Annotated in this window: 17 protein-coding genes and 1 riboswitch; of the genes, 2 read left to right on the forward strand and 15 right to left on the reverse strand. The window is 58.1% G+C overall.

The genetic code is table 11. The features are described 5' to 3' along the window. Positions 1-37: 37 nt before the first annotated feature. The 9 genes from MJA45_RS21810 to cysK form a co-directional block, all read right to left on the reverse strand. Entirely contained in the window at positions 38-808 is a 771-nt protein-coding gene (locus MJA45_RS21810) for an ABC transporter ATP-binding protein (protein ID WP_315604007.1), read from the reverse strand. Between the two features lie 4 nt (positions 809-812). Beyond that, positions 813-1,847 carry a FecCD family ABC transporter permease gene (locus MJA45_RS21815; protein WP_315604008.1) on the reverse strand — a complete coding sequence of 345 codons (1,035 nt, stop codon included), beginning with the start codon at positions 1,845-1,847 and terminating at the stop codon, positions 813-815. Next, positions 1,848-2,858, reverse strand: coding sequence for an ABC transporter substrate-binding protein (locus MJA45_RS21820; RefSeq protein ID WP_315604009.1), 1,011 nt, complete (start codon positions 2,856-2,858; stop codon positions 1,848-1,850). Positions 2,859-3,029: 171 nt separating this feature from the next. Next, positions 3,030-3,228, reverse strand: a riboswitch (cobalamin riboswitch). 97 nt (positions 3,229-3,325) lie between these two features. Next, a complete protein-coding gene (locus tag MJA45_RS21825; RefSeq protein ID WP_315604010.1) occupies positions 3,326-3,859 on the reverse strand; it encodes a hypothetical protein in 534 nt (177 codons plus the stop codon). 154 nt (positions 3,860-4,013) lie between these two features. Next, complete coding sequence (locus MJA45_RS21830) at positions 4,014-4,280, reverse strand: aspartyl-phosphate phosphatase Spo0E family protein (RefSeq protein WP_315604011.1); 267 nt, start codon at positions 4,278-4,280, stop codon at positions 4,014-4,016. Positions 4,281-4,417: 137 nt separating this feature from the next. Next, positions 4,418-5,599, reverse strand: coding sequence for an aminotransferase class I/II-fold pyridoxal phosphate-dependent enzyme (locus MJA45_RS21835; protein WP_315604012.1), 1,182 nt, complete (start codon positions 5,597-5,599; stop codon positions 4,418-4,420). A 12-nt stretch (positions 5,600-5,611) separates the two neighbouring features. Next, positions 5,612-6,100: an Lrp/AsnC family transcriptional regulator gene (locus tag MJA45_RS21840; protein ID WP_315604013.1), complete on the reverse strand. Its 489-nt coding sequence runs from the start codon at positions 6,098-6,100 to the stop codon at positions 5,612-5,614. Between the two features lie 266 nt (positions 6,101-6,366). Then, a complete protein-coding gene (locus MJA45_RS21845; protein ID WP_315604014.1) occupies positions 6,367-6,702 on the reverse strand; it encodes a hypothetical protein in 336 nt (111 codons plus the stop codon). Positions 6,703-6,920: 218 nt separating this feature from the next. Next, a complete protein-coding gene (gene cysK, locus MJA45_RS21850; RefSeq protein ID WP_315604015.1) occupies positions 6,921-7,841 on the reverse strand; it encodes a cysteine synthase A in 921 nt (306 codons plus the stop codon). A gap of 309 nt (positions 7,842-8,150) precedes the next feature. On the opposite strand from cysK, the gene MJA45_RS21855 reads away from it, so the two are divergent. Beyond that, positions 8,151-12,503 (forward strand): CehA/McbA family metallohydrolase, encoded by a 4,353-nt coding sequence (locus MJA45_RS21855; RefSeq protein ID WP_315604016.1) that lies wholly within the window; start codon positions 8,151-8,153, stop codon positions 12,501-12,503. An 854-nt stretch (positions 12,504-13,357) separates the two neighbouring features. Here the strand turns inward: MJA45_RS21855 and MJA45_RS21860 are convergent. The 6 genes from MJA45_RS21860 to MJA45_RS21885 all read right to left on the reverse strand — a co-directional run bounded on the left by MJA45_RS21860 (position 13,358) and on the right by MJA45_RS21885 (position 20,823). Further along, on the reverse strand, positions 13,358-14,686 hold the full coding sequence (locus tag MJA45_RS21860) for an MFS transporter (protein ID WP_315604017.1): 1,329 nt from the start codon (positions 14,684-14,686) through the stop codon (positions 13,358-13,360). A gap of 148 nt (positions 14,687-14,834) precedes the next feature. Further along, positions 14,835-16,283 carry an amidase family protein gene (locus tag MJA45_RS21865; RefSeq protein ID WP_315604018.1) on the reverse strand — a complete coding sequence of 483 codons (1,449 nt, stop codon included), beginning with the start codon at positions 16,281-16,283 and terminating at the stop codon, positions 14,835-14,837. A 221-nt stretch (positions 16,284-16,504) separates the two neighbouring features. After that, the gene (locus tag MJA45_RS21870; protein WP_315604019.1) at positions 16,505-16,990 is read right to left on the reverse strand and encodes a hypothetical protein; all 486 of its coding nucleotides are present in this window, start codon (positions 16,988-16,990) and stop codon (positions 16,505-16,507) included. Between the two features lie 95 nt (positions 16,991-17,085). After that, positions 17,086-17,505 (reverse strand): DUF350 domain-containing protein, encoded by a 420-nt coding sequence (locus MJA45_RS21875; protein WP_315604020.1) that lies wholly within the window; start codon positions 17,503-17,505, stop codon positions 17,086-17,088. A 100-nt stretch (positions 17,506-17,605) separates the two neighbouring features. Beyond that, a complete protein-coding gene (locus tag MJA45_RS21880; protein WP_315604021.1) occupies positions 17,606-18,286 on the reverse strand; it encodes a PspA/IM30 family protein in 681 nt (226 codons plus the stop codon). Between the two features lie 164 nt (positions 18,287-18,450). Continuing rightward, positions 18,451-20,823, reverse strand: coding sequence for an endonuclease MutS2 (locus MJA45_RS21885; RefSeq protein ID WP_315604022.1), 2,373 nt, complete (start codon positions 20,821-20,823; stop codon positions 18,451-18,453). A 304-nt stretch (positions 20,824-21,127) separates the two neighbouring features. Here MJA45_RS21885 and MJA45_RS21890 point away from each other — a divergent pair, with 304 nt between their 5' ends. After that, positions 21,128-21,499 carry a phage holin family protein gene (locus MJA45_RS21890; RefSeq protein WP_315604023.1) on the forward strand — a complete coding sequence of 124 codons (372 nt, stop codon included), beginning with the start codon at positions 21,128-21,130 and terminating at the stop codon, positions 21,497-21,499. Positions 21,500-21,585 lie beyond the last annotated feature (86 nt).

Genomic DNA, 21,585 nt, shown 5'->3' on the forward strand with positions numbered 1-21,585 from the left:
TCGTCTAATACGTTATGGCGGCAGGCAAGCCGCTTGCTCAAGGCTGAAGCAGGATCTGCGGCACTCCGCTGACCGGATGCGGCAGCACGATCGGCTCCGTGCCGTACACCCGGGCCACGAGCTCGCCCGTCAGTATCTCCGCGGGCGATCCGGTGCCCGCCATCCTTCCCTCGTGAAGAACGAGCAGCCGCTCGCAGTACTGGGCCGCCAGATTGAGGTCGTGCAGCACGGCTACGACCGTCAGGCCGCACTCCTGCTGCCAGGTGCGGACGAAATTCATCATCTGGATTTGATGGCCGATGTCGAGGAAGGTCGTCGGCTCATCCAAAAGCAGGAGCCGCGGCTCCTGGGCCATCGTTTTGCCGAGCGCGACCCGCTGCCTTTCCCCGCCGCTCAGATGTTCCACCGGCCGGTCGGCGAACGGCTCCAGCTCGAGCCGGCTCATAATCCGGTCGATGAGCGGAGCCGCATCCCGGGTCTCCTCGCCAAGCCAGTTCTGGTAAGGGTAGCGTCCCATTTCGATGACCTCCCGTACCGTAAAGCCGGCTGGAGCCGGCGCATCCTGCTGCAGCACGGCCATCCAGCGGGCCAGCTCCTTGCGCGAGTAGGCGCCCGGTTCGCGGCCATCCAGCCGCAGGCTTCCGCCGTCCGCCTTTTCCACGCCGGAAATGAGCTTGAGAAGCGTCGATTTGCCGCTGCCGTTCGGGCCGATGATGCCGTAGAAGCATCCGGCTTCCACGTGCAGGTTTACGCGGTCAAGCACGACTTGGCCCTGGTACGCTTTGCTTGCCTCTTCCACCTGGATCATGCCTTCAGCCCCTCCCCACTTTCTTGCGTTTGTTCAGTAAGTAAGCAAAGAACGGCGCCCCGATTAAAGCCGTTACCACGCCAAGGGGAATCTCCTTTGGGCTGAGCGCCAGACGCGCAATCGTATCCGCCCACAGCACGTAAATGCCGCCCGTCAGAACCGAAATGGGGAGGATCAGCCGGTAATCCGGACCGACCACGAGCCGTACGAGATGGGGAACCACCAATCCCACGAAACCGATGACACCGGAGACGGAGACGGCCGCCGCCGTCAGCAGGGTGGAGACCGACAGCACGATCAGCTTCGTCCGCTCCACGTGGACTCCCATGTGCGAAGCCTGCCTTTCGCCGAGCGCAAACAAATTGAGAGACCGCCCGTAGCCGATCAGCACCACCGCGCCAACGAGAAGATACGGAGTCAGAATGAGAGAGTAATCCCAGCCCCTCATCGACAAGCTTCCCATCAACCAGTACACAATCTCGTTGATGACCTTCTCGGATAGAGAAACCATGAACGACACGAAAGCCCCAAGAAAGGACTGGACCACTACCCCCGCCAGGATCAAGGTTTCCGTCTGGGCTTTCCCTTCCCGGCTCGCGAGCCGGTAGACCACGGCCAAGGTCAGAATCCCCGTTAAGAAAGCAACCGCCGGTACGGTGAACGCGCCGATAGCCATTTGCAGCCCGAACAGAATAAGGAAGGCGGCTCCGACCGACGCCCCCGAGGCAACCCCAAGCGTGTAGGGATCAGCCAGCGGATTGCGGAGCACTCCTTGAAAGCCCGCTCCCGCGAGAGCGAGAGATGCCCCTACGAGAATGGCCAGCACGACCCGGGAGAAGCGGACCTTCCATACGATAACTTCCTCCGCCGGCGCCCAGTCCGGGGTTACGAACCCGCCCAAACCGGGAACATGATGGAGCAGAATCCGCCAGACGTCCGGCAGCGCCACGGCCCCGGCTCCAAGCGACAGGCTGACCACGATGGAAAAAAGAAGGAGCAGCAGGGCTCCTCCTCCGTATAGAATCAGCTTCCGTTTCATTTATTTGACCAGATCCGGGTGGATCGCCTTGGCCATGTCGGTCAGGGCTTCCGTCAACCGGGGGCCCACGCGGGCCACTTTGTTCGAATCAATGGCATAGACTTTGTTGTTCTTCATGGCATCGATCGCCTCAAAGCCCGGACGCTTCTTGATCTCGTCCAGAATGGAGCTCATGCCGGACTCCCCTTTGGCGTACAGAATGACCTCGGGATTCGATTTGATGATCTTCTCCGGGTCGATCTTGTTCCAGCCCGCCTGCTCATGGGCCACGTTGTCTCCGCCCGCCAGCGACACAAGCTCATCCATGAATTCTCCCTTGCCTACCGTCCAGCCCGGAGAGAATTCCATGTAAACCTTCTTCTTCGGAGCGTTCTTCACGGCGTCCGTTACCTTCTGCTTCTCCTCGCGCATCTTATCGGTTACCTTCTTGGCGCCGTCGGCCATGTTCATGATTTTGCCTACCGTCGTGATCTTATCCATGACCTCGTCCACCGTCTTGGGATCACTCGCGAAGACTTTGATCTTCAGCTCCCGAAGCTGATCGACCGTCTTCTTGTTCATGGAGGCTGAGGCGAGCACGAGATCCGGCTTCGTGGCGAGAAGCGCCTCCAGATTGGCGTTCATGTCGCCGATCTGCGGCTTGCTCTTAGCTTCGGCGGGATAATCGCTGAATTTGTCGACGCCCGCAATTTTATCCCCGGCTCCGATGGCAAATACGATCTCGGTTTCGCTCGGAACCAGCGTCGTCACCCTCTCCGGGGCTTTCTCGAACACGACGTCCGTTCCGGTCGCATCCTTGATCGTCAGCGGGTAAGCCGTCTGGCCGGTCTTCGGAGAAGCCGCCGGGCTTGATGCACCCGGAGAGGCCGAGCTTTGCGCCGTCGGCTGGGTACTTGAAGTGGCCGCTCCCGTTCCTTCCTTGCCTGATCCGCAAGCCGCCAGGCTGGCCGCCAGAACCAGTCCCAACGCTCCCGTTCCCATTCTCTTAAACCACTTCGCTGTCTTTGCCAATTCCATTCTCTCCTTTTAAGGTAGCTTCGGAATGGAGCTTGACCTCTCGAACGCCACAAACGAAAAACCCCCTGTCCTATAGAACGGACAGAGGGTACAGCATACAGGGTGATAGGCACACACAGGGGGGTACCGTCCCGATCAGCCGGATCCTTTTCCGCGAAGGATTTCGTCAGCTACTTCCGTTAGGCAGGTCTCCTGACTTATGGGTTGACTGACCGCCTCGCCTTCCCATTCGTCGGACGAACAGTGGCGTATGAGGCGCTCCCCAATTTACAGTGGCGGGACCGTGCCGGACTTGCACCGGCTTCCCTTTTAACCCGGGCGCGAACGAATTCGGCCAGCGGGCACCTATCGGTAGAAGGCTATTCAATTCTATCAAGCTGCCAATCTCTCACATGATTATAGGGCAATTCCAAGCGGTTGACAAGGAATTTCGTCCGAGCCCGGTCCGCTCCCCTGTTTTCCTATTTGGAGGCAAGGACTTGGAGAACCTGCTTAGCCTTGTCCATCTGCGGAGCCCGCGGATGCACGAAGGCATACAGCTCTTCTCCTTTGTAGCCGCTGTCCTTCAGCCATTTCGACTCTCCGAGCGGAATGCCGTAGAGATGCTTTTCCATCTTGGGGTTCTTCTCGTCGCCAACCGGCGCTTCCACCACCCCGCTCGGATAATCCTCCGGTTTAAACAGATCGTCCAGGCTCACGAAGCTTCCCTGCCTGGCGAAGGCCTCAAAATTCTTCTTCGGCAGAATCACAAGGCTGTGATCGCCCGCCGCTATCTCCACGAGCAGCTTCTCATCATTATAGATAGGCGAGCTGTGTACAGCCACGGTAGGACTTTCGCCCACCTTCGCTTGCAGATCCGTCTCCATCTTCTCGGTTATATTCTGAGGCAGACCGGTCGACGGCAGGATAAAGATCGACACATCCTTCTTGGGCCCTCCGCCGCAGCCCGCTAAAACCACCAGCACGACGAGGGACAGCAGCCACTTCCATTTCATCTCTCCAACCGTTCCTTTCTCGCTCTCTTGTCTGTTCCACTATAGCAAAAAAATCGGTCGAAAGTGAAGTGAAACCTTCGTGACCATTCACCCGATTCCGACAGCTTTTTTCGAGTTCCCTCCTAATATGACCGCTCCGAAAAAAAGGGCCGCATCAGCGGCCCTTGATCATTAGCATATATTCGTTTATTTTGAGGTCCAGCAGGGAGCTGGCTTCGATAACCGGGGGGGACGTTAACGACTGTTCTTTGATGAAGAGCTGCTCCATCCGCATGCGCAGCATTCGGATTTCCTCTTCCAGGGAACCGCCGGCAGGGCTGGTGTTCTTGGCCGTCTGATACTTCCACCGCTTGCCCGATTCCTTCTCGCGAAGCATAAGCTTTTTGCCTGTTGAAGCTAAAGCGAAGTGCCCCAGTGCCACGTCCATCCCTCCCTCAGTTAAAAGGTAAAAAAATGACTAATGGGTAAACCTTACAGTACCTTAATAATACAATAACATTATTTTACATAAAAAGAAATCTTTTTTTTGCTAGATTGATAGAAAAGTCCCTTGCGCTATCAACCCTTCCGGGCCAAAACGAATTTGCCGATCCGGTCCAGCGCCTCATTCAGCTGGGCTACCGAGGTAGCGTAGGAGCACCGGATAAAGCCCTCTCCGCCCAGCCCGAATACGTTTCCGGGGACGGCGGCCACCTTGCCTTCGGTCAGCAGCCCCTGGGCAAATTCCTCCGAAGTCATCCCGGTCGACGTGATGGAGGGGAACGCATAAAATGCGCCTTGAGGCTCATGACAATCCAGTCCGATCTCCCGGAAGCCCTTCACGACCAGGCGGCGGCGCTGATTGTAAGACTCCATCATCCGGTCCTTCTCTTCCATGCCGTTCTTAAGAGCCTCCAGAGCCGCGATCTGGCCCATGACAGGTGCGCACATTACCGTATATTGGTGGATCTTGAGCATGGCCGAAATCAGCTCCCGGTGCCCGCACGCATAGCCCATTCTCCAACCCGTCATGGCAAAAGCCTTGGAGAAGCCGCTCACCAGAATGGTCCGGTCCTTCATCTTCGGCAGCGACGGAAAACTGACATGCTTGCTTCCATAAGTCAGCTCGGCATAAATCTCGTCGGAAATGACGATCAGGTCGTTCTCTTCGACCAGCTTGGCAATGGGCAGCCAGTCCTCATACGTCATAATTCCGCCCGTAGGGTTGCTCGGGTAGCAGAGAATGAGGATCTTCGATTTCGGCGTGATCTTGCTCTTAAGCGCTTCGGCCGTCAGCTTGAATTGATCTTTCGCGAAGGTTTCGATGCCTACCGGAACGCCTCCTCCGATGGAGGCGATCGGGGAATACGAGATATAGCACGGCTCGGGAATGAGAATTTCATCGCCCGGCTCGATCAAGGCACGCAGGGCCAGGTCGATGGCTTCGCTGCCTCCGACCGTGACCAGGATCTCGTTAGCCGGATCGTAGTCGGTGCGGAAGCTGCGGCTCAAATAAGCGCCGATTTCCTCCCGCAGCTCCGGAAGACCCGCATTGGACGTATACTGCGTGTGCCCCCGCTCCAGCGAATAAACGCAAGCTTCGCGGACGTGCCACGGCGTGACGAAATCCGGTTCCCCCACCCCGAGGGAAATGACATCCTTGCTTCCGCTCACCAAATCAAAAAACTTGCGGATGCCCGAAGGGGGAATGGAGCGCACCCGCGGCGACAAGTAATCCTGCATCGTTTTCTGGTTAATCATGGCCGCCACCTCTTACGGAGAAATCAGGAGGCGGTGGTCTTCTTCATGCTCTTCGAAGATGATGCCGTCCTGCTTGTATTTTTTGAGAATAAAATGGGTCTTGGTCGAAAGCACCCGGTCAATCGAGGAGAGCTTGTTGGAGACGAAAGAGGCGACTTCCTTCAAGGTACGCCCTTCGATCTCAACTAGCAGGTCATAGGCACCGGACATCAGATACACCGATTTCACTTCGGGATATAAATAAATGCGCTCGGCAATGGCGTCGAAGCCGTGCACGCGCTCAGGGGTAATCTGCACCTCGATCAGCGCCGTCACCTTGTCGTCCACCTTGCTCCAGTTCACCACCGTCGCATACTTCACAATGATATGGTCCGCTTCCAGCTCCGCGATCGCCGCTTCCACCTCCGCCTGGGCCGCGCCTACCATCGTCGCGATCAATTCCGCGCTTCTTCTGGCGTCTTCCTTCAGCAGATCAAGGATTTTTAACTTCAGTTCACTCATGGGAGAACCTCCTAAGGGATGATTGGCATCGCAGAACACGATAATTCCACTATACAACGAATACAAGCATCCTGCAAAGATGCGAAGCGGTAAAGACCCGGCACAAGCAGCAAAAAACCCGCCTGAGGCGGGACGGTTATCGAGTATGTGATCTGCGAACGGCGGGATGGAACTTCCCCGTATGGGGGCTGCCTGCCGTTTCCGGTATTCAGGAGGCCGGCCAAGGGTCTGGCTTCTCCTCTTAAGACAGCACTTCCTAACTTTATTTAGACAGACGGCTGCCGGGTATAGATCCGGCTGATGTCGGAGGCTCTTGCGCTTGGCTTAAGCAGCTTGCAAATATTCTCCCGGATTTCCTTGCTCTCGTAGCCGGGATCGAGCAGGATGGCATAGGCGGAGGGATTCTCCGCCTCCAGGCCAACGCGGCTTCCCAGGCCCACCAGCCTGTCACGGTCGTAGACCCCGACCACTTGATCCAGCAGCCCCACACGGCCCGCGCCTTCCCGGATGGGAACAGCCGTCTCCCCCGAAAGGCCCGCCGTCTTCCAAAACCCTTCCAGCATATGCGCCTCGGGCATGCCGAGCTGAAACGCCACTTTCATCGCTATCCCTCCGCTTGATTCATTTGATGATTATAATTATACAGCATTGTGTATAATTATTCAAATCAATTTAACGGCAACCTGTCCAACGGGCCGTTCATCCAATGTGCTTATCAGAAGCAAAAAAAAACCCCCGGGTCCGTCCAAAGGGACGTACCTGAGGGTTTTGGAGCGGAGGGGGGGCGGATACTGTCCCCCTATTTCCTTATGAGCAAAGCTTAAAAAATGTCCATGCTGAGGTAGCGCTCCCCGGTATCGGGGGCAATGCACAGCACGCGCCTGCCTTCCCCGAGACGGCGGGCCTCCTGCAGAGCGGCCCAAACGGTCGCTCCGGCCGACGGGCCGACGAGAATGCCTTCGCGGGCCGCCAGTTCCCGGGTCGTCCGGATGGCGTCCTCGTCCGCCACCTGAACGATCCGGTCGTATACACCGGTGTTCAGAATGGGCGGAACGAAGCCAGGGCTTGTCCCCACCAGCTTATGGGGACCCGGCTGCCCGCCGGACAGCACCGGAGAGCCCTTCGGCTCCACGACGAGAATTTCGATGCCCGGGATTTTCTTCCGGAGCACCTCGCCGGTCCCGGTAATCGTTCCTCCGGTTCCCGAGGAAGCCACGAACGCATCCAGCCGGCCGCCTGTCTGCTCCACGATTTCCAGTGCGGTCGTCACGCGGTGGATATCCGGATTGGCGTGGTTCTCGAACTGCTGAGGGATGAAGCTGCCCGGAATCTGCTCCTGCAGCTCCTTCGCCTTGCGGATGGCTCCCGGCATCCGTTCGGCCGCAGGGGTCAAGACCACCTCCGCCCCGTACGCTTTAAGAATATTAATTCGTTCCTTGGTCATGTTGTCGGGCATGACCATAATCGCGCGGTAGCCTTTGGCGGCGGCGTTCATGGCAAGTCCGATCCCCGTGTTGCCGCTGGTCGGCTCAATGATCGTAGCTCCCGGCTGAAGCACTCCGTCCTTCTCCGCCTGGGCAATGAGATTATAGGCGGCGCGGTCCTTCACGCTGCCGCTCGGATTGAAGTATTCGAGCTTGACATAAACCTCTGCGTCCCCTGCCCTCGTCAGGCGGTTTATTTTAACAGCGGGCGTATTCCCTATCAATTCGGTTATGCTGTTTACCAGTCTAGCCGTCATGCTGCATTCCCCTTTCCGTCTATACCTATTTATTTTATCGGTATATGGGAATTAACGTCAACCCGCCGGCGTGCAGGCTCGTCCCCCAACCGGTGTGTTCCCTTCTGGAAGCGGACAATCAGGAGCCCTCCATCGGCTCCCGTTTATTATCCCTCTCCCCTTACAAAAAGACCGGTCATGTTAACAAAACGCTATCGGAAGGTTAACAAAGCATCCTTTTACCCGTCCAGCGCCTCGCTTATCATAAGAGCAACAGGGCCAACTATCGTCTGACGGACCCTGTCTGACTAGGAGCAGGGAGGGAAAGCGATGGGTAAACGATGGTGGCGGATAGCCGCCGCAGCCGTTGTGCTTCTCGGGGGATGGACCGGTGGTCCCGGGCAGCGGGCGGGTGCGGTTGCAGTGGCGGAGGAAGCAGCAGCAGGGCCGGATTCCAGCTTATCATTGGGGACGAGGGTGGAAACGTCCCTTGCGGCCGCACAGCCGGAGCCCCCCGATTCGGCGGTTACGATAGCCGCAAGAACCGGGGATCCGGGGTACACCTATGCCCCCGCATCAAGGGACTGGGTCAGCGGGACCCCTTATTATTCCATGGAGAACGACAAGGTCAGCTTGACCATCGGCACCACGAGGCTCGAGACCGGCAGCACGTCCGATTACGGCGACAACGCCTCCGGCAACAACAAGCCCGGGTCGCTGACGCCGGGCCATATCATGGATGCGGTGCCGAAGACGACGATGCGGGACAACCTCGATTATACGGAATTCGTGCTGAGCAAGGGCTTGGGCCGAACCTGGTGGTATCCGACCGAGAAGCTGAGCCTGCCCGACATTCAGCCCGGCGACCGCACCATTACCGCCAAGGGAGCTTGGGACAAGGACGGCAGCATCAAGGCCCAGGTGACCTATTCGATTGTGGAGAATTCCCCTCTTATTAAAATGAAGGTGAAGCTGAAGAATGAGGGAACGGCCAGCTTCACCGGCAACCTGGCTTACGTCATCGATCCGGAGGAGACGCTCGAGCAGCAGAGCTACGTCCCCGGCTGGGGCTGGAGAGGCGGACAAGTCAGCGAGTACATTACTTCCGGCTGGAACCGGAACTATATCTTCAACGGAATCCAGGATAAGTTCACGGGGAATACGGCCCATGCCCTCATCTGGCCCGAGGCCCAGAAGCCTTCCGCTCTTATTCCCGAAGGATACATAACCGGAGCGTGGTTTCCCGTAGCCCTTGCTCCGGGAGGAACCAAGGAGCTGATCCTGTACCATCTTCCCCATCAGCCGGGTCCGGCTAACGAAGCGTACCGGACTTCGGAATTCTGGGCGGGGGTGATTCGAAACGGAACGGACGTGACGTCCATTCGGACGGTGTCCGGAACCGTGACCGATTCCGCCGGCCAGCCTGCCGGCGGAATCGAAGTGGAGCTGGCCTCTTCCTCCGGCGGCTCCGTTGCGAAAGCCACTACAGACAGCAGAGGCCGCTACAGCCTGGATTCCGTTACCGGATCGGTATATGGATTGACAGCCAACAATGGAACGGAAAGGTATGAACAGGCCCTTCCGCCTGAGCCTCCGGACAGGGAGACGGTGGTGAATTTCACCCTCGATCCGCCTCCTCCGAAAGCCGTGACCTCCGGTGTCACGAAGGGAGATCCCGGCTATGTTTACGAAGGGACATCCCGGGACTGGTGGCCCGCCAATGACTATTACTATCTGGAGAGCCCGGACATCAAATTCACGGTAGGCACGGTCCGGACGGCAGGCAAGGATCCGATTAACTGGAGCAACGACGCCTCCGGCAACAACAAATGGGGAACTTTGACACCGGGCCATATCATGGACGCCGCCCCCAAGCTGACGATGGAGGAGAACCTCGATTTTTCGGAATTCGTGCTGAGCGATAACCTGGGGGTAACGCCCGAGGACGAAGCGGCGGGCATGCCTATGGAGTGGTCGTGGTTTCATCCGCTGGATAAGCTGAAGTTCCCATCCATCCAACTGGAGGGGGACACGATAGCCGCGGCCGGAGAATGGGACCGCAACGAGAGAATGAAGTCCTCCGTCCGCTATTCGATCGTGGAAGGAACCCCTCTCATCCGCATGGACATCACGCTGAACAATGGAACGGGAGCCGATTTCAACGGCAGCTTCGGTTATATTATCGACTCGGACCAGCCGGGCGAGCAGCATACGTACCTGCCGGGCCGAAACTGGGTCTACAGCCAGGAGAAGAACCCAATCCGGGAAGGCTGGACGGACAATTACCTGTTCACCGGCGTCAACAACACTTTTACGGGCAAAACCGCTCATGCCATCATCTGGCCCGAAGAGCAGCAGCCGAAGAGTCTTATTCACGAAGGCATTTTTGCTGGAGCCTGGTTCGACGCGTCGATTCCAAGCGGACAGAGCCGCAGCTATGTTCTGTATCATCTTCCCCATGTCGCCGGACCGGCGGATCAGCCTTATGCCAATGCGGAGTTATGGGCCAATTTCGTCAAAACCCATGCCGAGGCAAAAGATTACGGCAGCCTGACCGGCTCGGTGAAGGATGAAGCCGGCAAAGCCCTGCCCCAAACGGAAGTGGTCGTTAAGGACGGGAGCGGAGCCGTCCGGGCGAGAGCCGCCACGACCCCTGATGGGAAGTACCAGCTCTACCTGCCAAAAGGCGACTATACCCTAGCCCCGGTTAACGACGCCTACTCCGTAGAAGCCCGTTCCGTGACGGTGGCGGGTGGGGACCGGCAAACGGCCGTTTTCGTCATGAAGAAATATGCGGAGTTGGAAGCCGCCCTTCCCTCCGGACTGACGGCGGATACGCCTTTTGACCTGACGGTTACCATGCGGAATGTCACCGGCAGCCCGATAAGGGATGTGGCGGTTGAAGTGAGCCCTCCTCCCCTCATCCAGCTGTTGGGCGAATCCTCCTTCGTTCTTCCCGAGCTCGAGGCGAACACGCAAAAGGTGCTGACGTTCAAAGCCGTCGCCCTTGAAGGGGGCCGCTCGGCAATCAAAGCCACGGCTTCGTCCCGCCAGTTCCGGCTCGCTACCAGTGTAAGCTTCGATGTCCAAGGACAGGGTCATTATGCCGGAGACAATCATTCCCATACGAAGCACAGCGACGGAGTTAATACGGTAGCGGAAAACTCGGGCAGCGCTTACACCCGCCGGATGCTCTCTTGGGTATGGAGCGAGGAGCATAACAAGAACTCCCAGCAGGCCGACGCCGATGCCGTAACCGCGGGCTACGGAGGACGTTTTCTCAGCTTGTCGGGTACGGAGATCACCACCCCGGTTGGCCACGCACTCGTATACGGTCTCGATAATGTTCCCCGGTACGATATCGGGACTCCTTATACCTGGCAGAACAGCATCAACGAGGTGACGGGCCAAGGCGGTCTTTTGTACATCGCTCATCCCTTCGAGAGCACCTATGCTTTCCAGACGCCTTATGAATGGACCGGCTTCACCGGTGTCGAGGTGTGGAACGGAACGTGGCATGCCCTCGACAACAACGTCAACGAACGCGCTTTCCGCTTCTGGGACGAAATCAACATCCGCGGGGACGGCAAGTATTATGGCCTCACCAACACGGACGGTCACACGAAAGACAAGGTTGGTGACACGTACAGCAAAGGCTGGATGAAAAGCCTGACCGAAGGGAACGTGCTGGAGCTTCTCCAAACCGGGGGCTATTACGGCTCCAACGGCCCCGATCTCCGTTTTCGCGTCGGCGGGGTGGAGATGGGTGGAACGCTGAGGCTGGAAAAGGCCGGGAAGGTCCCGGTTCAGGTCGAAGCTTACGATCCCAATTCCGCTTTGACCCGCGTTCGGGTCGTCAAATACTACGTCACAGGCAATATGGCGGATTATTCGCGCCGCGAAGTAGTCCTGGATGAGAATCTGGCAGGCCAAGGCATCAGCCGCTACAGCAGAACCTTGAACCTGCCGGTAGGCGGCAAGGAATTTTACCGGATGGAAGTCATGAGCGAGAAATCGAACCCGAACAGCTCCGGCATCGGACCGTTAACCGGCACGGGCTTCGCTTTCTCTAACCCGGTCTGGGTAGAGGTCGCCGGGACAGGTAAGAGCAATGCCGCCGCCATCGAGTCTCTGTCCTACAACCAGGTGCCCTTAGCCGACACAGCGGGACGGTTCGGGATCGGAACGATTACGGTTCATCCGAAGACGTTTGAACCGGATAAGCTGAATGCCGTCGTAAGCCAAGGAGCTTCGGTTACCGGCAAGCGATATACCGCGTTGGCTGGAAGCACCACGGCTGCGGGCATCCTGGACCTGACCGTAACGGCTGCAGACGACTCGGAGCGCACCTTCCGCTACCTGGTCTATACCGGGGGCCGGGTCCCTGACACCGGCCAACTCACCAGCCTGCTGGTGAGCGAGGCCTCGCTGGTCCCGGCGTTTCGGCCCGAAAAGACCTCGTATGCCGGAACGGTCCGCCAGGACGTATCCCGGCTGGAGATCACCCCTGTCGCAGCGGACAGCCGGGCGAGCCTAACGGTCAACGGGACGGCAGCCGCTAGCGGGAAGCCGTTCGAAGTCAGCCTGGCACCAGGCTTGAACACCATCCTAGTCGCGGTGAACGAGGATGATGGCCGGGCCGGCAGCACGTACACCCTCCGGATCGTGCGCCTTCCGGTGTAAGGCTGTCCAGGATCAGATTCGCGGTTCAGAAAAAGGGAGGCCCTCGGGCCTCCCTTTTCCTTTACTCATCCATCGCACTGAATCCCTGTGGAACCGCCATCGCGGAAGGTTAGCCGCGGTGGGCTCCCTTCTCCTCTGGAGGAGAGACTGCAGCCTCAACAGGATCGGCAGGAAGACCGATGGGAACCACCAGCTGACGAAACGCCGCGGGAAAGCTTAGAACCCGACGATTACATAACGAAACGCCCAGGGATACCTGAGAACCCAACGGTTACCCAACGGACGCCGTGGGACACCTTAGAACCCGACGCTTACCCATTGAACGCCTCTGGACACCTAGACATAGACATCCGGTGGAAATCGCGGGGAAGCCGGGGAGTCCCCAAAATTAGCGGAACGGAGATACCTTATTCGTCAGAATTCGAGCTCTCACGTTTTGATACAGGAACTATACTCCTCTATTATACGTCAGAGCGGCGAAGATAGGCCGCTTTAGATGGTTGGCGCGAAAAATAGCGAACCTGCATTCCTCTATTATTTGAGGAATATCGAAAAAAGGGGCATTAACGCACCTCCGTTCCGCTATTTTTTTCGGCACCCGAGGGGAGCAGTCAAAACGGTTCCCACTGAAGCAAATCGGTCTTTTCCAGGAAAATTGGAGCCTCCATGACAAAGGACCGGTTGTTGGACGGCACCCCCACGTTAGGGGTTTCTACCAAACGGGGGGCCATCCTTGTCCGGTCCTTGTTCTTGGCTGCCTGCTGTATTCTCGAATGCGTCCATGGTTCAACTCATCCGGATCTGTCTGGCAGGTCCGGATGCATTGGGCGAGGGAGGCCGCCCTATCCCGGCGGCTAGGACTTACCGCCGCCACCCGACCCCGTGTGCGCCTGCCGCTCCAGAAGCGGCAGAAGACATGCCCACATGATCAGCGGGGTGCTGCCGATAAACAGGAGGAGGCTGTTGATCACGAGGGGCGAGCGGCTCCAGGAGATTACCGCAATAAAGAGCAGCGTCCCGAACAGACGCCCGGCGTTGATCGCCATTTCCCGGGTCGCCACGTACTCCACCCGTCGGCTCCCCCCGTCCTCCTGGCGGCCGATCCAATCGAACACCACGGAGGTTCCCGGCAGGGTATAGAGCGGAATGAACAGAGCGGTGCCGATGCCGAACAAGAGGAGGGTTCCATAGCTGACCCGCCAGAAGAGCGGAAGAACAACCCCCATCATGGCAAGGATGCCGAGCAGCATGCCCCATTTCCGGAAGCGGGGCCGAAACCAGCGGCCCGCCGCCCAGAAGCTGACGAGGGCAACCCCTGAGGTGATCAGGGAGAAGCTCCCGAGCTTCATTTCGTTCTTCGTCGCAAGGTAGACCAGAAGGCCGATAAGGAACGAGTATACCCCTTCCCGGATTCCTTGAGCAGCTAGCCCCCACAAGACGCGCCGGCTGCTCCGGTCGGCCATTTTGCGGAAGGGGAACCACCAGTCATAGCACGTTTGAACTTTACGCTTGCGAAGCCAGAAGCTCAGGACCACGCCGACCAGGAAGATCACCAGCGACAGCGTAAAGATCAGACGGTAACCTCCTGTCCCTTTCCAGTGCGTGATAAGAAAGCCCGAAACCCAGGGAGCCACCATCCCGGCTACCGATCCCCATAAGCCCGCCCAGCCGTTAAAGCGGTCCCGGTTGTCCGGATTGGTGACTTCGAAATAAACGACATTGAAGGCCAGCCAGAAGAATCCCGAGGCCAAGCCCTGCACACTCCCCAGCCAAAAAATGTAATCCACCGAGCGTACGCCAAGAAGGAGCACCAGCACGTAGAACAAGGCGGAGAGGGCGATGCCGAGGCGGAGCGAATTCATTTTGTTGCGTTCCTTGACCCACTTTCCTGCAATCCAGAAGGTCAGCGCCATGAACACCTGCTGATAAACGGCAAACCAGGCAATCATGGCAAAATCGTTTCGAGCCTTCCACAAATAGATGCTCACGAACGTGCCGGACAAGGCATTGGCCGTTCCGAACAAAGCATTCACGAGAAGCAGAAGACGCGTCTGGGGAGTTAGACCGGCCCCTTCCCGTCCTTCCCGTTCTTCTTCGTCCTCGGACGAATGTTCCCGATGGCGGCCAAAGCCCGGCACAAAGACAATGCGCCGGGCTTTGCGGTCTTGTATCGATTCGTTCATTCACTCACCCGGTTACCCGTTAAGGGAAATAGAAAACAGCCTGTTTACCTTTCCCCTCCCCTTACCGGATTATCCGGAAAAGGAAACATTCGTCCTTCCCCGGTCCATCTCCCCATCTTGCCGGGGGACGCCCGCTTGAAGGCAGCCATCACCTGCTAAGACGAGGCGGCTTCCGGTGCCGCGTTGCCTGTTCGAAGGCATAGGCCAGCTTCAGCAGAATAGGCTCACTAAAGGCGGTCGACGTGAAGGTGATTCCGTAAGGCAGCCCTTCTGAGGTAAAACCGCCCGGGACCGTGATGGACGGATACCCGGCTCTTGCCCCGACGGCTTCTCCCTCGTCTCCCGGAAATAGGATGGCATCCAGGCCGTGCTCCTTCAACACGGCATCGATTCCTTCCTCCCGGCAAAGGCGCAGATCCCGGGCCCGGTCGGCCAAATAAGCCGGTTCCGTTAAGGTGCCGCTCGTCCTCTCTTCGGCATGCTCCAGAAGCGTCTGCCCGTACCGCAACGTTTCGTCCGGATGCGCCTGGTTGAAGGCAATGATCTCCGCCAGGGTCCGGACGGGAGCCCCGGGACCAAGACCCGCCAGGTAGCTCTGAAGCGCCGATTTAAACTCATGCATAAGGACGGAAGAGTGTCCAATCTCCGCCGCGGACGGCAGGTCGGCCGGATCGACGATAACGGCCCCTTGGCGGCGCAGCTCCTCAATCGCCTGCTCGAACAGGTTGAGCTGTTCCTCCGTCAGTCCTTCGCAGAAGGACAGGCGCGGAATGCCGAGGCGGACTCCCTTTATTCCGTCCCGGTCCAGAAACGAGTTGTAATCGGCGGGGCGTTCGACGTGGAGGGTGGCCGGATCGCGCTCATCCTCGCCCGCCATAACCCCGAGCAGAATGGCGGCATCCTCCACCGAACGGGCCAATGGACCGGCCGTGTCCTGGGAATAGGTGATGGGGATGATGCCCCTTCGGCTGATCAGCCCCACTGTCGGCTTGATGCCCACCAACGCCTGCTTGCTGGCCGGACTGAGAATCGATCCGGAGGTTTCCGTACCGACGGCCGCCGTGCAGAAGCCGGATGCCGCGGCGGCCGCCGAACCGGTGCTGGAACCTCCCGGATGCGCCCCCCTCTTGTACGGATTCTGAACCTGGCCTCCCCGCGAGCTGTAGCCTGCCGGCATTCCTTCCGTCATGAAGTTGGCGAATTCGGTCATGTTGGCTTTGCCGAGCAGGATGGCGCCCGCCTTTCTCAGCCGGGCGACCAAGGCGGCATCTTCCAACGCGAACGAGTGCTTAAGCGCAAGCGATCCGGCGCTGGTGGGCATACGGTCCCCGGTATCGATATTGTCCTTCAAGAGAAGAGGAATTCCGTGAAGAGGCCCCGTTAAGCCCCTGTCTCGATAAGCCCGGTCAAGCGCCTCCGCTTGAAACAGCGCGTCCGGGTTCACCTCCAGGACCGACTGAATACCGGGCCCGTCCTTATCGAGCCGGGCGATCCGGTCCAAATAATACATCACCAGCTTTACCGCCGTCAGCGAACCGTCCCGGTAGGCCGCATGGATCTCGGTAACGCCCGCTTCTTCCCAATGCCCTTTTGTCATGAATTCTCTACCTGCTTCCCCAGTCTTATCCGCCCATGTTATATCTTTAATCCATCACCCAACCGTGCATACGCGGCTTACCGCCAAACAAGTTACCGGCTAGGGCTTTCTTCCATCCTAACGGAAACAAGCCCGCTCCACCACGGACACAATCGTTATACTCAAAAAGTAAGACAACGGCAAAGAACCCCGGGCCCGGGGCCTGGGGTTCTTCCGCCGCCTTAATCCTTAACCGCCTTGAGGAGGGCGAGGCGGGCTTTCTCCGTCAAATAGCTTTCCGTCTTGAAGCAGGAAGGGCATACATAGACGTTCTCTTCCAGCGCGGCGAGCAAAGGCTTTCCGACAGCCTCCGGCACAAGCGGGCTCCAGGCTTCCTTCCCGGTGGTCCTCTGTCCGGCCAACAGCATCAGCTCGCGGCAGTTCGTGCATTCCGGGGCTTCCTCCTGGCCGTCGATCACCTGCTCCACCTTCTCGCTGTATTCGTCCCGGTACTCTTCCTCGAGCTCATCCAGATCGTCCAGCTCCCCGACCGGGGCGGCATCCAGCTCCTCCTCGTCTTCCTCCTCCGCAGGCGCTCCGAACGTTACGCTGCGGTAGGCCCCCAGCTCATTGAAGCAGTGCGGGCACTCTTCTTCGGGTCCAAGCTCGGGATCCCAGACAATCTCCGTATGGCACCACGGGCATACTTGCTTCTCTTCCGATTCCAATGTCTGTCCCCCCCGTTACCAGGTTGTCGATAAATAATATAGGCCGATGGCCAGAAAGACAAAAGCCACCGCAAACAGCGTTCCCCACAAATACTTCATGTCACGCTCGCTCCAATGACGTACGAGACGGAAATCGAGATGATCATCGATATGAGGCCGACCGCTTTATTATCATTCTTGACCTGCTCGTCGATTTTAAAATACGGGGTAAGCATTTCAAAGACGAAATAAGCGACCAAGAGCAGGACAAACCCATAGCAGGACCAGATCACCGATTCGAGCAATGTATCGTTATTCAGAATGGCAAAGCGAAAAATGTTGCAGATTCCAAAAATTTTGCCCCCGGTGGCCATCGCCACGGCGACGTTTCCATTCTTGATTTCCTCCCAGTCGTTATAGCGGGTGACATAGTTGAAGATAACCATAAACACGATGAGTGCCACGGCCGCGACCGAGAAGAACGCGAGTGTTTCCAGGTACGGGTTAGCCATTAATTGATCCACCTCTTCATTCATAGAAATACACGCCCTTCAAAAGGTATGTATGAACGTTGGAAGAGACTGAAGCTACCTCCAGTCTCTTCGGTCCTTTATGGTGAGTTTACCACAAAAATGTTTACTGCTGCTGATTCTTGTTCGCGACTTTGGCTTTCAGCGCAGCGAGCTCATCTTCGACCCCGTCGTTCTGATCCAGCTTGGAAAGCTCGTCGTCGAGGGAGCGGTTGGAGCTGCGGAGCTCGTTGCTCGCCTGGGCTTCCGCTTCCAGCTGGGCCACCTTATCGCTCATGCGGTCGAAGCCGCGGGCCGCGTTGTCGGTCCCGAAGCCGGACATCGCCTGGTTGATGGACTTCTGGGCTTTGGCCGCCTCGGCGCGGGCCACCAGAAGATCCTTCTTGTTCTTCATCTTGTTGAACTCGTCCTTCATCTCAGACAGCTGGCTGCGAAGACGGTCGGCGTTCTCCTTCGCGATGGCGTATTGGTTCTTCATTTCATCATAGCGGGTCTGGTGCTCTTTCTTGTCCTGCAGGGCGCGGCGGGCCAGATCTTCGTTGCCCTGCTCCAGAGCCTTCTCGGCTTGGGTCTGACGCTTCTGCACCATCTCTTCGGCTTCTTCATACTGCTGCTTGAACTTCTTCTCTACGGCAATCTGCTTGGCGACAGCCGCTTCGGCATCCATAATGTCCTGCTCCATATCCCTCAGGAACTGGTTCAGCATCTTAACCGGGTCTTCCGCTTTGTCGAGCAGATCGTTAATCGAAGCCGCCGTCAGGTCACGCAGTCTTTTAAAAATTCCCATTGATTGGTTCCTCCTGGAAAGGTAATTTATTTGGTTGGGTTGGATTGGCTCGAGCGTTTCACACCTATTTCTACGTGCCATGATAGACAGAGTTTCACTTTCCGCAAAAAATTCTTTATCCGGGAAATTACCCGTTTCTTTCGGGTTCTGAAACCCCGCCTGTCTTATTTCAGTTCCACAACGGTAACCCCGGTTCCGCCTTCCCCGTAATTGCCGATCCGGTAGCTCTTTACGTGCTTGTGCCGGCGCAGAAAATCCTGTACGCCGGTCCGGAGCGCCCCGGTTCCCTTGCCATGGATCAAATAAACCTGGCTGAAGTTGGCGAGGAAGGATTCGTCCAAGAACCGGTCGATCTCGATAATCGCTTCTTCAATGTTGGAGCCGCGGAGATCCAGCTCCGTCCGCGCGTTCTCGTCCCGCGAACGCTTGACGCCCGTAACGACCTGCTGCTGAGGCTTCTGGTTCTCGGGAGCCGATTTCAGCAGCTCCAGGTCGCTCACGGGGACCTTCATCTTCAGGATCCCGAGCTGGACGGTGGCCTCGGTTCCGGCCAAGTCGACGACGTGGCCTTTCTGGCCGAGACTGCCTACGCGAACCTCATCGCCCGCACGGATCGCCCGCTCCTTCTTCGGCGGAAGCTGGCGGGAGGCGCCGGTTCCCGGCTTGCGCAGCTTCGGCGCCGCCTCGTCCAGCCGGCGCTTCGCGTCGATCAGCTGATGCTCCTTGATCGACGAACGCTCCTCGAGCGCCATCCGTCGCAGGTCGGCGACGATCGCATCGGCTTCGCGGCGGGCCTTCGCCACCGCGTCGGCCGCCTCCTGCTCCGCCTTCGCCAGGAGCCGCCCGCGCTGCTCCTCGAAGCGCCGCTGCTGGTCGTCGAGCTGCCGCTTCAGCGCTTCGACCTCGCGGTGCAGCTGCTCGGCGCTCTGGCGCTCCGCCTCCGCCGTGAGCCGGTTCTCCTCGAGCGTCGCGATCATCGTTTCCACGCGCTGGTCCTCTTCGGTGACCTGGCCGCGCGCGTGCTCGATGATCGGCTTAGCTAACCCGAGCCGCTCGGCGATGGCGAACGCGTTGCTTCGCCCCGGCACCCCGACGAGCAGCCGGTAGGTCGGGCTGAGCGTATTCACGTCGAACTCCATGCTGGCGTTGATGACGCCGCTCCGCTCATAGGCGTACGCCTTCAGCTCGCTGTAGTGGGTGGTCGCCACCATGCGGCAGCCTTTGGCGTGAATATGCTCGAGAATGGCAATGGCCAGAGCCGAGCCTTCGGCCGGATCCGTCCCCGCCCCCACTTCATCCAGAAGGACCAGGCTCTTCGGCGTCATGTTCCGGAGAATGCGGATGATGTTTGTCATATGGCTCGAGAAGGTACTGAGGTTCTGCTCGATGCTCTGCTCGTCGCCGATGTCCGCGTAGATGGAATCAAACACGCAAAGCTGGCTGCCTTCCTCAGCCGGCACGAACAAGCCGGACATCGCCATCAGGCTGAGCAGCCCGATGGTTTTGAGCGAAACCGTTTTTCCTCCGGTGTTCGGTCCGGTCACGATGATGCTGCTGAATGAGTTGCCGAGCTCCACGTCAAGGGGAACCACTTTGTCCCGGGGAATGAGGGGATGACGCCCCTTCTTCAGCTTGAGGAACCCGCGGTCGTTCATCATCGGCAGGGTTCCCTTCCATTCCCGGGCGAGCCCCGCCTTGGCAAAGGCAAAATCCAGTTCGCCCAGAATATCCAGGTCGCTCAGAAGGAAATCCGCGATTTCCGCCACCAGCGCCGTTAATTCCCGAAGAATTTTCTCGATCTCCGTTTCTTCCTTCAGCTTCAGCTCCCGGAGCCGGTTGTTCATCTGCACGATCACCTCCGGCTCGATGAAGAGCGTGGCCCCGGAGGTGGATTGGTCGTGGATCATCCCGCCGAAGTGCGACCGGTACTCCTGCTTAACCGGGATGACATACCGGTCGTTGCGGATCGTAATCAGGTTATCCTGGAGCATCTTCTGAGTGGAAGGATTGCGGATCATCTGCTCGAGCCGTTCCCTCACGCGCGCTTCACCGGTTCTCAATTCCTGGCGGATCCGCCCCAGCTCCGGACTCGCCTGGTCCACGACCATGCCGTTATCGTCGATGCAGGCTTTGATTCTTTCCTCGGTCTGGCGTTCCTCGTTCAATCCCTCGGCCAGAGCGGCCAGCAGCGGAATCGGCTCATCCTCGTGTAGGACGAGAAGAAAGCGCTTCAGCCTTCGGGCCCCGTACATCGTGTTGGCGATGTCCAGAAGCTCCGCCGGATTCAGCATCCCCCCGATTTTGGAGCGTCGGAGCCCCGGTTCCACATCGCGGATTCCTCCGAAGGGAGCCCCTCCCTTCAGCCGGTCGACCTTAAAGGCTTCATCCGTAGCCTGAAGCCTCCGCTTGACTTCCTCGAGGTCGCTATGAGGCTGGAGAGCGGCCGCTCTCCTTTTGCCAAGGGAGGTTTCGGCCAAGCCTTCCAATGTATTTAAAATTTTCGTGAATTCCAAAGTTTTCAACAGTTTCGCGTCCAACGTTCCAACCTTCTCCCAGCTTTAGTCCGCCTTCGTTCATTCCTGATGAAAGCGGCACCCGGCAATCTTCTCCAGGTTACGACAAGCCCTGTCCAGCCGAATCGGTCAAAGCCTCCTCGGTCCTGCAGACCGGGGGCGTGTATAGGGCAGGCTACCTCTATTATAGCTAACCCCTGCAGGATACGCTATTCGGCGAGTTGGGTTATACCTAAAAATTCCACCTCCCCTTCCCTCATATAACTTTGACCGAGGGGCAACCTAATTCGTACTGGCGTGGCCAAAATACCGTTTAGGAGGATCAAACGTGCACATTCTGGGTCATATCGTCCGCTTTATCGTTTCCGCCCTGGTGCTTCTGGTTACCGGATGGCTCGTACCGGGCTTTAGAGTGGGAGGCTTCGGCAGCGCCCTTCTTCTCGCCCTTGTCATTGCGGTGCTCGGCTGGATCCTGGAAGGCATTTTCGGAAGAAGGATCACTCCTTTCGGCCGTGGAATTATCGGCTTTCTCTCCAGTGCTTTTATTATCTGGCTGTCCCAGTTCATTGTAGGCGGAGTCCGCGCCACGCTGATCGGGGCCATTCTGGCCGCTCTCGTTATCGGAATCATTGACCTTTTCATCCCGGTATCGGGAATAGGACGGCGGAACGGGGAAGGCGAAGAGCACGCCCGCACTTAAGAAAGCTCATGCTGCCGCAACCGAAAATCAGGCTTGACACGGCCCTTAAAAAGGCAGGTGTCCTGACGACCGCAGGCGTCTATGAT

Source organism: Paenibacillus aurantius, from assembly GCF_032268605.1.
In the GTDB taxonomy this organism is placed as follows: domain Bacteria; phylum Bacillota; class Bacilli; order Paenibacillales; family NBRC-103111; genus Paenibacillus_AO; species Paenibacillus_AO aurantius.

Bases quoted from the DNA above. Each gene is read 5' to 3' on its own strand.
- MJA45_RS21810 (WP_315604007.1), bottom strand. From the start codon at position 808: ATGATCCAGGTGGAAGAGGCAAGCAAAGCGTACCAGGGCCAAGTCGTG.
- MJA45_RS21815 (WP_315604008.1), bottom strand. From the start codon at position 1,847: ATGAAACGGAAGCTGATTCTATACGGAGGAGGAGCCCTGCTGCTCCTT.
- MJA45_RS21825 (WP_315604010.1), bottom strand. From the start codon at position 3,859: ATGAAATGGAAGTGGCTGCTGTCCCTCGTCGTGCTGGTGGTTTTAGCG.
- MJA45_RS21835 (WP_315604012.1), bottom strand. From the start codon at position 5,599: ATGATTAACCAGAAAACGATGCAGGATTACTTGTCGCCGCGGGTGCGC.
- MJA45_RS21840 (WP_315604013.1), bottom strand. From the start codon at position 6,100: ATGAGTGAACTGAAGTTAAAAATCCTTGATCTGCTGAAGGAAGACGCC.
- MJA45_RS21845 (WP_315604014.1), bottom strand. From the start codon at position 6,702: ATGAAAGTGGCGTTTCAGCTCGGCATGCCCGAGGCGCATATGCTGGAA.
- cysK (WP_315604015.1), bottom strand. From the start codon at position 7,841: ATGACGGCTAGACTGGTAAACAGCATAACCGAATTGATAGGGAATACG.
- MJA45_RS21855 (WP_315604016.1), top strand. From the start codon at position 8,151: ATGGGTAAACGATGGTGGCGGATAGCCGCCGCAGCCGTTGTGCTTCTC.
- MJA45_RS21860 (WP_315604017.1), bottom strand. From the start codon at position 14,686: ATGAACGAATCGATACAAGACCGCAAAGCCCGGCGCATTGTCTTTGTG.
- MJA45_RS21865 (WP_315604018.1), bottom strand. From the start codon at position 16,283: ATGACAAAAGGGCATTGGGAAGAAGCGGGCGTTACCGAGATCCATGCG.
- MJA45_RS21875 (WP_315604020.1), bottom strand. From the start codon at position 17,505: ATGAATGAAGAGGTGGATCAATTAATGGCTAACCCGTACCTGGAAACA.
- MJA45_RS21880 (WP_315604021.1), bottom strand. From the start codon at position 18,286: ATGGGAATTTTTAAAAGACTGCGTGACCTGACGGCGGCTTCGATTAAC.